Origin of the sequence: Streptococcus sp. DAT741 (assembly GCF_009866825.1) — a bacterium.
GTDB classification, from domain to species: domain Bacteria; phylum Bacillota; class Bacilli; order Lactobacillales; family Streptococcaceae; genus Streptococcus; species Streptococcus ruminantium.
The window spans coordinates 772,027-785,297 of record NZ_CP019557.1; the positions used below are offsets into that span (position 1 = coordinate 772,027).

At 43.9% G+C, this 13,271-nt stretch carries 12 protein-coding genes; all 12 read left to right on the forward strand.

The window, feature by feature from the left end; translation table 11 throughout:
• Positions 1 to 5: 5 nt before the first annotated feature.
• The 12 genes from folP to BZG42_RS03780 all read left to right on the forward strand — a co-directional run bounded on the left by folP (position 6) and on the right by BZG42_RS03780 (position 13,041).
• Positions 6 to 818, forward strand: a complete 813-nt coding sequence (gene folP, locus BZG42_RS03725) for a dihydropteroate synthase (protein WP_120171542.1) — start codon at positions 6 to 8, stop codon at positions 816 to 818.
• On the forward strand, positions 811 to 1,173 hold the full coding sequence (folB, locus tag BZG42_RS03730; RefSeq protein WP_120171543.1) for a dihydroneopterin aldolase: 363 nt from the start codon (positions 811 to 813) through the stop codon (positions 1,171 to 1,173). Before folP ends, folB begins: the two co-directional genes overlap by 8 nt.
• Complete coding sequence (gene folK / locus BZG42_RS03735; RefSeq protein ID WP_155995636.1) at positions 1,170 to 1,673, forward strand: 2-amino-4-hydroxy-6-hydroxymethyldihydropteridine diphosphokinase; 504 nt, start codon at positions 1,170 to 1,172, stop codon at positions 1,671 to 1,673. Before folB ends, folK begins: the two co-directional genes overlap by 4 nt.
• A 43-nt stretch (positions 1,674 to 1,716) precedes the next feature.
• Complete coding sequence (locus tag BZG42_RS03740; protein ID WP_024532062.1) at positions 1,717 to 3,033, forward strand: GntP family permease; 1,317 nt, start codon at positions 1,717 to 1,719, stop codon at positions 3,031 to 3,033.
• Positions 3,034 to 3,201: 168 nt separating this feature from the next.
• Positions 3,202 to 3,876 (forward strand): ribose-5-phosphate isomerase RpiA, encoded by a 675-nt coding sequence (gene rpiA, locus BZG42_RS03745; RefSeq protein ID WP_155970852.1) that lies wholly within the window; start codon positions 3,202 to 3,204, stop codon positions 3,874 to 3,876.
• 234 nt (positions 3,877 to 4,110) lie between these two features.
• A complete protein-coding gene (locus BZG42_RS03750) occupies positions 4,111 to 5,322 on the forward strand; it encodes a phosphopentomutase (protein WP_024532064.1) in 1,212 nt (403 codons plus the stop codon).
• A gap of 29 nt (positions 5,323 to 5,351) precedes the next feature.
• Positions 5,352 to 5,912, forward strand: coding sequence for a GTP pyrophosphokinase (locus BZG42_RS03755; RefSeq protein ID WP_120171547.1), 561 nt, complete (start codon positions 5,352 to 5,354; stop codon positions 5,910 to 5,912).
• A gap of 10 nt (positions 5,913 to 5,922) precedes the next feature.
• Positions 5,923 to 6,732 (forward strand): purine-nucleoside phosphorylase, encoded by an 810-nt coding sequence (locus BZG42_RS03760; RefSeq protein WP_024532066.1) that lies wholly within the window; start codon positions 5,923 to 5,925, stop codon positions 6,730 to 6,732.
• A 681-nt stretch (positions 6,733 to 7,413) separates the two neighbouring features.
• A complete protein-coding gene (gene deoD, locus BZG42_RS03765; protein WP_024532067.1) occupies positions 7,414 to 8,124 on the forward strand; it encodes a purine-nucleoside phosphorylase in 711 nt (236 codons plus the stop codon).
• A 180-nt stretch (positions 8,125 to 8,304) separates the two neighbouring features.
• Entirely contained in the window at positions 8,305 to 10,569 is a 2,265-nt protein-coding gene (locus tag BZG42_RS03770) for a glycogen/starch/alpha-glucan phosphorylase (RefSeq protein WP_155995634.1), read from the forward strand.
• Between the two features lie 516 nt (positions 10,570 to 11,085).
• Positions 11,086 to 11,574 (forward strand): YSIRK-type signal peptide-containing protein, encoded by a 489-nt coding sequence (locus BZG42_RS03775; protein ID WP_159780092.1) that lies wholly within the window; start codon positions 11,086 to 11,088, stop codon positions 11,572 to 11,574.
• 312 nt (positions 11,575 to 11,886) lie between these two features.
• Positions 11,887 to 13,041: a hypothetical protein gene (locus BZG42_RS03780; protein WP_155995629.1), complete on the forward strand. Its 1,155-nt coding sequence runs from the start codon at positions 11,887 to 11,889 to the stop codon at positions 13,039 to 13,041.
• Positions 13,042 to 13,271 lie beyond the last annotated feature (230 nt).

A 13,271-nucleotide genomic window follows, 5' to 3' on the forward strand; every position in this document is an offset into this window, starting at 1 on the left:
GAAATATGTCACTCGAACGATTAGCTAAACAAGTATCTATAATGGGAATCCTCAATGTAACACCAGATTCCTTTTCAGATGGTGGAAGTTATAATGAAATTGAAACTGCTCTAGCCCAAGCAGGGCGATTATTAGCAGCAGGCGCAAAGGTGATTGATGTCGGTGGCGAATCAACTCGTCCAGGTGCTACATTTGTTACAGAAGAAGAAGAGATTGCCCGTGTAGTTCCAATCATTCGTGCGCTCAAGGAAAAATATGACTGCCTGATTAGTATTGATACCTATAAAACAGGAACCGCCCGAGCAGCTCTAGAGGCTGGGGCGGATATTCTCAATGATGTTTGGGCAGGTCTCTATGATGGGAAGATGCTCGCCTTGGCTGCTGAGTATCAGGTCCCCATCATTCTCATGCACAATCAAAAAGAGGAAAGCTATCAAGACATCGTTAGCGAGGTGAGGGATTTTCTCATTCAACGTGCTCAAGCAGCCTTGGCTGCTGGAGTAGCGCCAGATAAGATTTGGCTAGACCCAGGCTTTGGTTTTTCAAAAAATGTCCAGCATAACCTTGACCTACTGCAAGGCTTGGACCAGTTGACAAATTTGGGCTATCCAGTTCTCTTTGGAATTTCCCGTAAGCGAGTTGTTGATCACTTGCTTGGTGGCAATACACTTTCTACAGATCGAGACCAAGCCACAGCGGCCCTATCAGCCTGGGCAATCATGAAAGGTTGTAAAATGGTTCGTGTCCACAACGTGGAAGCCAATAACGACCTAGTAAAAGTTTGGGACCAACTGATTTCAGGAGGAGAGAATGGATAAAATTTCGCTCAACAAGTGTCGTTTTTATGGCTATCATGGAGCCCTTAAAGAAGAACAAGTTCTCGGTCAGGTTTTCACGATAGACTGTGATCTATTTGTTGATTTGACAGCAGCTTCCCAATCAGACCAGCTAGAAGATACAGTCCATTATGGCTTGGTGTTTGAGACCATAAAAGATATTGTAGAGGGCAAGCCCTATGTTCTCATCGAAAAAGTAGCAGGTGTGATTTGTCAGGAAATTTTTGCTCGCTTTCCAAAGGTGGAGAAAATTCGTCTGGCGATCTACAAGGAAAACCCTCCTATCGCAGGGCATTATGATTCAGTCGGTATCGAGTTGGAGCGCAAACGCCCATGAAACATCTAGCCTATCTCAGTATCGGAGGAAATATGGGAGACCGCCTAGCCTATCTACAGGCAGCCTTAGAAAAATTAGACAATCATAAGGACTGTCAGCTAGGACTCGTTTCCTCCATCTATGAAACCCCAGCTTGGGGAAAAACAGATCAAGCAGATTTTCTCAACCTCGCCTGTCAGGTTTATACAGACCTATCTGCCCAAGATTTTTTAGCTTTCTGTCAAAAAATTGAACAGGATTTACACCGAGTTCGACTTGAAAAATGGGGGGAACGAACCATTGACCTCGATATTATTTTTTGGGATCAAGAAAGGATTGCAGAGGAACATTTAGTTGTCCCTCACCCCTACGCTCAGGAGCGAGCCTTTGTTCTTATCCCTCTCGCAGAGATTGCAGCTACCTATTGCCATCCAGTATTTGGAAAGACGGTTGCAGATTTATTAGCAGAACTTGGAGAACAAAAAGACATTAGAATATTTAGTAACCCTCCCTTTGAATAAAATACCATCATCAGAGGGAAATAGAGATGTATGAAGGAGAACCATGACACTTTTAGCGCTTTTAGGAGTTTTATTGGCGATTGTTGCCATTATCTACTGGACATCAAAGAACTTGCATGTCATCATTGCAGCCCCCTTGGCTAGTTGCATCATCATCTTGACCAATCAGATGAATATTCTTGAGATGATGCTAGGAAAAGAGCAATCTTACATGACCGGTTTGGCTAGTTTCCTCATCAACAATTTTGCCATTTTCATGCTAGGCTCTATCCTCGCTCGTTATATGGAAGCAAGCGGAGCAACTCAGACCATTGCCGATAGCATTTTGAAAATGATGGGAAAAGACAGTCCTTACAAGGGCTTACTAGCCATCACTCTTATAGCCTCTATTTTGACCTATGGAGGCGTAAGTATTTTTGTAGTGATTTTTACCCTCCTTCCTCTATCGCGTCCTCTCTTTAGGGAGTTAAATATTAACTGGGCCCTCTTTCCACTCCCTGTCTTTCTGGGAGCAGGAACCTACACCATGACAACCTTACCGGGAGCACCATCTATCCAAAACGTTATTCCAACAAAAGCCCTAGGAACTAATTTGGCCGCAGCTCCAGTCATTAGCCTAGCTGCCAGTCTGACCTTGTTTGTTTTCGGCTTGCTTTATATGGCCTATTGTCTCAAAAAGAGTTTAGCAAATGGTGAAAGCTATACGGAAGAAGAGGAGGAGATGACAATAACCACGCCTGCTAAGGCACCAAATCTTTTCTTGTCTATTCTCCCTCTGATCAGCTTGATTGGAACCATCTTTCTTTTGAGCAAGTTACCTAATGTTTTAGCAGTCGGCTTACTAGTATCTATTATGCTAGCTGCTCTCATTTTCCGCCCTTATTTGCCGAATCAAAAAGAGATTTTAAACTCTGGCGCGACTGCCTCTATCATTCCTGCTTTTGCAACTTCCAGCACAGTAGCATTTGGTACCGTCTTGACATTATCAACTGGCTTTACCATTATCCAAGAATGGATACAACAAATTCCAGGCTCCCCGCTTCTCAGTCTATCTATTTCAACAGCACTTGTTAGTGGGATTATCGGCTCTTCATCTGGTGCTGTAGGTATTGCAACCAATAATTTTCTTCCAACTTATCTGGAAATGGGGATTCATCCCGAATTGCTACACCGTGTCATCGTTGTTGCCTCAGCTATCTTGACAGTCGTACCACAGTCCGGTGTCATGATTACTTTCCACAATCTATCTAAGTTGAGCATGAAACGTGGTTTGAAGTATTCCTTTATCCTAGTGACAGTTGGGCATCTCCTAGCCTTACTAGTTATTCTGCTATTAGCATCTTTTATCTACAAAACTTAAACCAGTAGCTCCTCACAGGTGAGTGAGCAAACATGTGCCTCACTTTCACGACCCCATCTAGCCCACCTTGTCATCCGTTTGCTCTCTCATAAATTTTAAAATTTATTGTATCGAGTGGCTTGCTTCATGCTATAATAGTTGTATCAGTTTTTTTCAAAGGAGCATGACATGTCGAACTTAAAAGAACAGGTCGGAATCAAGGCCGCTGAATTTGTAGCTGATGGTATGATTGTGGGGTTGGGAACCGGCTCGACGGCTTACTATTTTGTGCAGGAGATTGGCCGGCGGGTGCAGGAGGAGGGACTTCAAATTACAGGTGTAACGACGTCGCATGCCACTGCCGAACACGCAGCATCCCTTGGGATTCCCCTAAAAAATATCGACGAAGTTGAGTATGTAGACTTGACTGTGGATGGTGCAGACGAAGTTGACGGAGCTTTTAATGGTATCAAGGGTGGCGGCGCAGCTCTCCTTATGGAGAAAGTCGTTGCAGTCAATAGCAAGGACTGTATCTGGATTGTTGATGAGACGAAGATGGTAGAAACTTTGGGAGCCTTCAAGTTACCAGTAGAAGTCGTTCAGTATGGTTCGGAGAATCTTTTCCGCCATTTTACCGCCAAAGGCTACCGACCAAGTTTCCGCATGCATGACGGTAAGAAACATGTGACAGATATGCAAAACTTCATCATCGACCTCGACTTACGCCGAATTGAAGATACCTATGCTCTAGCAGAAGAATTAGATCGGACCGTAGGTGTCGTAGAGCATGGACTTTTCATTGGTCTTATCTCCAAAGTCATTGTAGGCACACCAGATGGACCACAAATTATCGAAAAAAAATAAAGTGAAAACGCTTCTCATTTTGATACCAATGAGAAGCTTTTTTGTGGTATAATGAAAATACGAACGTTTAGATTCTTGGAAAATCCAGTCCACATCTCGCTGGCTTAATTTGAAGCGTCATCTACCCTGATAAGCCTCCCTAGCTTGCAGTTGCAATGATGTTTCATCTGTGTCCACAGGCTTTGTTGACTGTGATTTTCTTTGACTCTAATTATTCAAAAAAAGGAGACGATTATGCCTAAATTTAAACGTGTTCACTTGGTTGTCATGGACTCTGTCGGCATCGGTGCAGCACCAGATGCAGACAAATTCTTCAACGCAGGTGTAGCAGATACCGAATCAGATACTCTCGGTCACATCTCTGACAAGGCTGGACTTGAAGTGCCAAATATGGTTAAGATTGGTCTTGGAAATATTCCACGTGATACCCCCCTTGCAACGGTACCGATGGAAGAGAACCCTACAGGTTATGTGACAAAACTAGAAGAGGTCTCGCGCGGTAAGGATACCATGACAGGACACTGGGAAATTATGGGTCTCAATATCACTGAGCCATTTGATACCTTCTGGGACGGCTTCCCAGAAGAGATTTTAACAAAAATAGAGGAATTCTCAGGACGTAAAATCATCCGCGAGGCCAATAAGCCGTACTCAGGGACTGCTGTTATTGATGACTTTGGTCCTCGCCAAATGGAAACAGGCGAGCTAATCGTTTATACATCCGCAGATCCTGTTCTTCAGATTGCAGCTCATGAGGAAGTTATTCCACTTGACGAGCTTTACCGCATCTGTGAATATGCCCGTTCGATTACCCTTGAACGTCCAGCTCTTCTCGGTCGTATCATTGCTCGTCCTTATGTCGGTGAGCCGGGCAATTTCTCACGGACTGCTAACCGTCATGACTATGCAGTATCACCATTCGAAGCGACAGTTCTCAACAAGCTGGCAGAAGCTGGTGTATCGACTTACTCTGTCGGTAAAATCAATGACATTTTCAACGGATCAGGCATTACAAATGACATGGGACATACCAAATCAAATATGCATGGGGTGGATGTTTTGATAGATACGCTCAAGTTACCAGCATTTGAGGAAGGCTTCTCCTTCACAAACTTGGTTGACTTTGATGCTGTTTATGGCCACCGTCGCAATATCGAAGGGTACCGTGATTGCCTGCAAGAATTTGACGCACGTATCCCAGAAATCATCGACAACATGCGCGAAGATGACCTACTCCTGATTACAGCAGACCATGGGAATGATCCATCTTATGCAGGCACCGACCACACTCGTGAGTATGTGCCGCTCTTGGCTTACAGCCCAAGCTTTACAGGTAGCGGTGTTATCCCAGTCGGTAACTTTGCTGACATCTCAGCAACCGTTGCCGAAAACTTCGGTGTCGAAACTGCCATGATTGGACAAAGCTTCTTGGATAAATTGGTATAATCATAAGCAGATGGTTGAAAGGAATTGTCATGCTTGAACAGGTTGAACGCTTGATTGATGAACTCAACAAGATTGATAGGCAGTTTTTCGTAGATTACTTTGAAACTGGTAAAGTCAAAAAAATCAACCTCAAACATACCTTTGCCAAGGTGCCGACTGAGCCTATCCTGCTTTATCGCTTCAATCTGCACGAATCAATCAATGATTACCTGATGAAATCTGACATCAAGGACATCAGCTTTTACTATCGTGTAAAGACAGCGGAGTCCATTCTGGATAAAATCGAGCGTTTTAAAGAGCGGTCGGAAGGTTATCCGATCCATTCGATTTTGAATGACATCTTTGGTGCTCGGATGATTCTGACCTCCGCTCAGTTGGAGCAGGTCATGGAAAGTTTAGATGATTGGCAGGAAAAATTTGGTTTGAAAAACTGGTATCTGCGAGATAAGGATGAGTACACAGGCATTCATATCTATTTCAAAAATAAGAGCAATTTCTACTATCCTTGGGAATTGCAACTGTGGGACGAAAAGGACTTGGATCGCAATATCGCCAGTCATCGCAAGTATAAACGAGATTTCGTAAAATAAAGGAGAATGTATGTCACTAATCGAAAAAATTTATGAAACAAAAGCTTTTTTGGAAGAAAAAGGCTTGGTAAAGCCAGAATTTGGCTTGATTTTAGGCTCAGGTCTAGGTGAGTTGGCTCAGGAGGTAGAAAATGCGATAGTCATTGATTACGCAGATATTCCAAACTGGGGCAAGTCAACCGTTGTAGGGCACGCTGGCAAGCTGGTGTACGGTGATTTGGCTGGCCGTAAAGTCTTAGCCCTGCAAGGTCGCTTCCATTTCTACGAAGGAAATCCGATGGAAGTTGTCACCTTCCCAGTGCGTGTCATGAAAGCCCTTGGCTGCCAAGGTGTGATTGTTACAAATGCGGCAGGTGGAATCGGCTATGGCCCAGGTACCCTGATGGCGATTACAGACCATATCAACCTAACAGGTCAAAATCCATTGATTGGTGAAAACTTGGAAGAATTTGGACCACGTTTCCCAGATATGTCCAATGCCTACACCAAAGAATACCGAGAAAAAGCACATGCAGTTGCTGAAAAGTTAGGTATCAAGCTAGATAACGGTGTTTACCTTGGCGTTACAGGACCAACCTATGAAACACCTGCTGAAATTTTAGCCTTTAAGACCATGGGTGCTCATGCAGTCGGAATGTCAACGGTACCAGAAGTTATCGTAGCTGCTCACTCAGGCTTGAAAGTCTTGGGAATCTCTGCAATCACCAACTTTGCGGCTGGATTCCAATCAGAACTCAACCACGAAGAAGTAGTAGAGGTCACAGAACAAATCAAGGGTGATTTCAAGGGCTTGGTTAAGGCCATCTTGGCTGAATTATAATAGTTTGTAAACGTTAGTATCGTTTGTATGAGGAGGACTAGCATGAATAAACGCTATTCAAAGCAGTTATTACTTCTCTGTTTGATAACCGGAGTCTTACTATTTGTCTTGTTTGCGAAATGGGCTCTAATTGGAAATAATGCATTGAAGTTTTTAGTACTTTATTCCATTTTTTCAGTAGGCTGTTTCTGTCTCAATCTAATAAGAAAAAAATAATATAAAGCGTGGTATCGTAAGATATACCGCTTAAATCAAAAAACTAGAAAGGCAGGGCAATCGAGTTCCTTAGAATTGAACTCGGACTAGAGGCTGTGCAAAAAAGATAAACCCTTTCAAGATGTTTGCGTCTACAGTCGGTTTCCTATTTTTGCTTTGCCTCTTTCACGCTCTCGTATCCCGTTTAAGTGGATATGTAGTTTCCTTGCCTACCAAACTAAGAAAGGAATTTAAATCCTCGTAAAAAAGATGAACCTCCGAGCAAATTAAGCTTTGCTGTGGCTCCCTATTTTTATTCCTTTTACTTAACTCAATATAAAAAACTAGAAAGGCAGGGCAATCGAGTTCCTTAGAATTGAACTCGGGCTAGAGGCTGTGCAAAAAAGATAAACCCTCCCAGACGTTTGCGTCTACAGTCGGTTTCCTATTTTTGCTTTGCCTCTTTCACGCCCTCGTATCTTAATTATGTCAATCCATATTGCTGCTAAACCAGGTGAAATTGCTGATAAAATCTTGCTTCCAGGAGATCCGCTTCGTGCTAAGTTTATCGCTGAAAACTTCCTTGAAGATGCTGTTTGTTTCAATGAGGTCCGCAACATGTTCGGCTACACTGGTACTTATAAAGGCCACCGTGTTTCCGTCATGGGAACAGGGATGGGCATGCCATCAATCTCTATCTATGCGCGTGAGTTGATTGTAGATTATGGAGTGAAAAAGCTGATTCGTGTCGGAACAGCCGGCTCTATCAATCCAGATGTACATGTCCGTGAGCTGGTTCTTGCTCAAGCTGCGGCAACCAATTCCAATATTATCCGGAACGATTGGCCGGAATTTGACTTCCCACAAATTGCTGACTTTGAACTACTGGACAAGGCCTACCACATCTCGAAAAAACTAGGTATGACAACGCATGTCGGTAATGTTCTTTCTTCGGATGTTTTCTACTCAAATATGGCAGATCGCAATATTGCCCTTGGTAAATTGGGTGTCCATGCTATTGAGATGGAAGCAGCAGCCCTGTACTACTTGGCAGCCCAGCATGATGTGCAAGCTCTAGCTATCATGACAATTTCAGATAGCTTGGTGAATCCAGAAGAAGATACGACAGCCGAAGAGCGCCAAAATACTTTCACAGATATGATGAAGGTTGGTTTGGAAACACTGATTGCGGAGTAATGTAAATCGCTCTAAACTATCAATTTTTTGCAAAAAAAATTGAGGCAAACTAATTTCTATTTATATGGAAATTGGCTTGTCTTTTTTTCGTAAATACGGTATAATAAAATAAGAAAGCGTTTACAAAAAAGGGGAGAAACCTTTCTGAATGATTACGTTACTATATTTAGGAGAAACACCATGATCAATTTACAACATTTTGTCCAGTCTATGTATGCCAAACGTATCGAAGATTGCACTGATCAAGAACTCTATTATGCCCTGCTCGCCTTTACCAAACAACAAAGCGAAGCCAAGTATACAAACGATCAGAAGAAAAAAGTTTACTATATCTCTGCCGAGTTTTTAATTGGCAAACTCCTATCCAATAACCTTATCAATCTAGGCCTTTATGATGAGGTAAAAAGCCAGTTGGTAGCTGCCGGCAAGGACCTGCTCACCATCGAAGAAATGGAGATGGAACCATCCCTTGGGAATGGTGGCCTAGGTCGCCTAGCAGCCTGCTTTCTTGACTCCATCGCAAGCCTTGGTTTGAATGGCGATGGTATCGGACTTAACTACCACTTTGGTCTGTTTCGCCAGCTATTCCAATACCATCAACAGTCAGCAGTACCAAATGAGTGGCTGACACCACGTTCATGGCTGACAGAGTCCCCGATTTCTTATCAGATTCCCTTTGCTCATTTTACACTAACATCCAAGTTGTACGACATTGATGTACCAGGATACAAGACAGACCGCAAGAATCGTCTGCGCCTGTTTGATCTCGGATCAGTTGATGATGACATCATCTACGATGGTATCGAGTTTGACAAAGAAGATATTTTCCGCAACCTGACCCTTTTCCTCTATCCAGACGATTCGACAGATGAAGGCAAAGTACTGCGGATCTTCCAACAGTACTTCATGGTATCCAATGCTGCGCAACTTTTGATTGATGAAGCTGTTGCCAAAGGGTCAAACCTCCATGACCTGCCTGATTACGCAGTGATCCAAATCAACGACACGCACCCATCGCTGGTGATTCCTGAGATGATTCGCCTTTTGGAACTCCGTGGCATCTCCTTTGATGAAGCTGTCGAGATTGTCAAGAAAATGACTGCCTACACCAACCATACCATCCTGTCAGAAGCCTTGGAAAAATGGCCACTTGACTTCCTCAATTATGTCGTACCTCATCTGGTACCATTTATCATGGAGTTGGATCGTCGTGCAAAAGAAGTGAAGAACGACCCTGCTGTAAATATTATTGACGAACATGGACGTGTCCACATGGCGCACATGGATATTCACTACGGTTATTCGATCAATGGAGTTGCAGCTCTGCATACCGAAATCTTGAAGACATCTGAGTTGAAAGCCTTCTATGACCTCTACCCAGAAAAATTCAACAATAAGACCAACGGTATCACCTTCCGCCGCTGGCTCATGCACGCCAACCCAAGTCTAGCTAACCATCTCGATGATTTGCTGGGACATGGCTACCATCATGAAGCCGGTGAACTTGAAAAACTCCTGGAACACAAGGATAATCCAGCATTGAAGAACAGCCTGGAAGAAATCAAGCAGCACAACAAACGCAAGCTACAACGCCATATTGCACGTACCCAAGGACTGACCGTCAATCCGGACTCTATCTTTGACGTACAAATCAAGCGAATGCACGAGTACAAACGCCAACAGATGAATGTCCTCTACGTGATTCATAAATACTTAGACATCAAGGCAGGAAACATCCCGACACGACCATTGACCGTTTTCTTTGGAGGAAAGGCAGCACCCGCCTACACCGCAGCTCAGGATATTATCCATCTAATCTTAGTCTTGTCCCAAGTCATCAAAAATGACCCCGAAGTTGCACCACACTTGCAGCTAGTCATGATTGAAAACTACAACGTTACAGAAGCAAGCTATATCATCCCAGCAGCAGACATTTCTGAGCAGATTTCCCTTGCATCCAAGGAAGCCTCCGGGACTGGTAATATGAAATTTATGCTAAATGGCGCACTGACAATCGGTACAGATGATGGTGCCAATGTGGAAATCCACGAGCTTGTCGGTGACGAGAACATCTATATTTTTGGTCAAGACAGCCAAACCGTCATCCAGCACTACGCGCAAGGGACTTACCATCCGTATAGTTTCTACGAGCGTGAGACAATTCGTCCCCTGATTGACTTTATCACGAGTGACACTGTTCGTCAGGCTGGTGGTATTGATGAGCGCTTGTGGCGATTGCAGGACAATCTCAAGCACAAGGACTACTTTATGACCTTACTGGACCTAGAAGACTATATCCATACCAAAGAGCGCATGCTGGCTGACTACGAAGACCGGGATAGCTGGTTGGAGAAAGTGATTGTCAATATTGCCAAAGCTGGCTTCTTCTCATCTGACCGCACAATCAAGCAGTACAATGAAGACATCTGGCATTTGGAAAATTGAGTTGGAGCGGTTCAGGCACCTCACCAAGTCCCCTTATGTGGTATGATTAGAGTGGATAACTGGCAGCAAAGACCAAATTGACATTGCCATTAAAGAGATTGAAGTTACTATCAACGGTGTAACCTATAAACTACAAAAGAAACCTATCTAATTCCCACCCAGCTCCGAACTATTTTGGAAAACTAAAAATCAATGAGATTATCTTTCTCCCTTTCTCCAAAGATAAATTGGTTTTTGATTCGGTAACATCCATAGTAGAGATTTAAAAGGAAATGGAAAAATCCTTATTTTCAGACCTTAGTCCGCAACAACTGAGCATAATCTTAACATTGAAAACAACAAAAACAGCTCCCCCTTCAACCTAGAAAAGAAGGCGGTTGCAAAAAAGTAGATAAAAAATAGATTTCCTACAGAGGATGAATACTTACACCTCGTGGAAGTTTGGTACAATAGTCATATCTAGGAGAGAGGTGCATCATCTCTTTCCAAAAAAACAATAAAGGAGTGACACTTACAGTGTTTTCATGTAAAAAAGTTAAAGTCGGCCTTGTTTCGGCTGCAATCGCTTCATTATTTGTCTTGGCGTCAAGCCCAGTTGCTCAAGCTTCTAGCTATCGGAGTTCTGATAGCATAGGCTTCGAGTTTGACAAAGATGGAGCACGGGGTTCTGATAGCTTAGGCTTCGAGTTTGAGAAAGATGGAGCACCAGGCTCTGATAGACAACATGACAATATCCCTCCTCGTGGTGGTGGCAATATTGAGATTTGCAACTATGACGGTGGTAACGGTATTATCTCAATCTGTCGTGGTTCAGGTACTGGTCGCTACAATCATTGGGGCTATAATGGCTACAGTGGCGGTAGCAGCAATCAAGAGTTAGGCTGGGAGTACGAAAAAGACGGTGGCAATGGTCCTAGATACCATGATGGCCTCGGTTCACATAACACCCTCGGCTTAGGTAGTGTTCTGGGGGATATGGGAAGAGCCATCCTTCATTTAAAATAACCAACCGGTCATTCGGATAAAAAAATTGCTACAAATTCCTTTTAACCAACAAAACAATCATCTGTCGTGCGGGTGATTGTTTTTGTTTGCCTATATAATGAATGTCCTACAAAACCAATCGCCTTGTGCTATAGCACCGATCGCTTGACAAGCCTTCGCATACTTCCTACTTGGAAAAGGAAAAGTCACCTCCTGACAAAAAATAGATGACCTACAGAGGATACATACTTCCGTCTGATATAATGTTTTACATTCTAGGAAGAAAGAGGTCTCTTCCTGCAAAAGTAAAAAATAGATAAAGGAGTTGTATCAGTGTTTTCTCATAAAAAATTAAAGCCTTCATTGCATGCAGTGAAGCCCCTTATAGTGTCAGTGGCTATCCTCCCCCTACTCTCCATCCTAATGGCAGGGACGGTTGTTCGTTCCGAAACTTGCACTGGTAGTGGAGGTATTAGTGGGAATAACCTAAATACTCCGTTGCAAGGCGCCGAGGGGGATAGTAGTAGTCTCCGTGGGGATAAATCAGGTACTCCCCTAAAGGGGGAGGAGGGCGCAACAACTCACCCTATCTTGAGCGGCAACAATCAAGGTAGTCATAAGCTCCCAGGAGATGGTGGTGAAACTCAGCCACTCCCAGGTCTTGTAGGCGGAAGCCGAGGTAATAACGCACTTTCAGGAGAATCAGGTAGTACCAGCGCTCCTATTTTTAGTGGCAACAGTGGCGGTGTCAAACTTCCCGGTTTAGAGGGAGAACGCGGCAATGATGGTATCAGCGGTCGTACTCCTAAGCTTCCCGGTTTGTCAGGCGAGCGCTCTTGTCCTTTCTCTGGCACCCCTGCTCAATGCCCCCTCTCCTGCTCCCAAGTGGAGCTTACTCAGCTAGATTGTCACCAGATTGAAGTCAAGCTGGAGTCCCTGCCTACTGTCTCAGCTAGGGATGGCTGTGAAAACCTTCCTTATATCCGGATGATAGTCGTCCCTACCATGGCGCCTGACTCCCTTCCAGAGGGTGCGTCCTGCAAAGAAACATGCTTGAAAAAAGTGATAGAATACTGCAAAGTCCAGCCCAGTCCAGATGGCAAATGCCAGTGCCAGCCCTTTCAAAGAGACACCTGTAAATTTGAGGTAGTTACTTGTCCTGTACAGCACCTCTATGAAGACCATCCCTGTATCATCCTATCGGAAGCCTGCCCCATAGCAGCCAGCCAGTCTGCTGGAGAGGGACAAGGACGGGTGCACCTGTGTATTTCCCTAGCAGAAAAATCCCCCCAACAGTCAGCAGAGAGTCTCGCTAGGATAAAAGCTTTCCGATGTGCAGAGCTTTCAGAAGCCACGGACAAATCAGATGACCGATTTGTGATTCACTGGCTTATCCCTCACGAACTAGCTGATAAGAAACGCCTTTGGATCATGTGGATTCCTGTCTTACCGCTCTCTCCTGCTTCCCAACAACCATCTGCAAGCTAGCGGATGGTTGCGGGGTTTACTAGCAATGGGTGGAATCTAGCAGTCACAAAAATGAGAAAAATGCACCTTTTCTACTATGAGTATGTCCCTACTCCTTACCTTTTCTCCCTACTTGGAAAAAGAAAAAAACTCCTCAAAAGTTGTCCTTCAAAAAAATTAGATAAAAAATAGATTTTGTACAGAAGACGAATACTTCCGTTTGATATAATAGTCCATGCTCTAGGGAAGGG

Coding starts and splice junctions, on each gene's coding strand:
- folP (WP_120171542.1), top strand. CDS start 6: ATGTCACTCGAACGATTAGCTAAACAAGTATCTATAATGGGAATCCTC.
- folB (WP_120171543.1), top strand. CDS start 811: ATGGATAAAATTTCGCTCAACAAGTGTCGTTTTTATGGCTATCATGGA.
- folK (WP_155995636.1), top strand. CDS start 1,170: ATGAAACATCTAGCCTATCTCAGTATCGGAGGAAATATGGGAGACCGC.
- BZG42_RS03740 (WP_024532062.1), top strand. CDS start 1,717: ATGACACTTTTAGCGCTTTTAGGAGTTTTATTGGCGATTGTTGCCATT.
- rpiA (WP_155970852.1), top strand. CDS start 3,202: ATGTCGAACTTAAAAGAACAGGTCGGAATCAAGGCCGCTGAATTTGTA.
- BZG42_RS03750 (WP_024532064.1), top strand. CDS start 4,111: ATGCCTAAATTTAAACGTGTTCACTTGGTTGTCATGGACTCTGTCGGC.
- BZG42_RS03755 (WP_120171547.1), top strand. CDS start 5,352: ATGCTTGAACAGGTTGAACGCTTGATTGATGAACTCAACAAGATTGAT.
- BZG42_RS03760 (WP_024532066.1), top strand. CDS start 5,923: ATGTCACTAATCGAAAAAATTTATGAAACAAAAGCTTTTTTGGAAGAA.
- deoD (WP_024532067.1), top strand. CDS start 7,414: ATGTCAATCCATATTGCTGCTAAACCAGGTGAAATTGCTGATAAAATC.
- BZG42_RS03770 (WP_155995634.1), top strand. CDS start 8,305: ATGATCAATTTACAACATTTTGTCCAGTCTATGTATGCCAAACGTATC.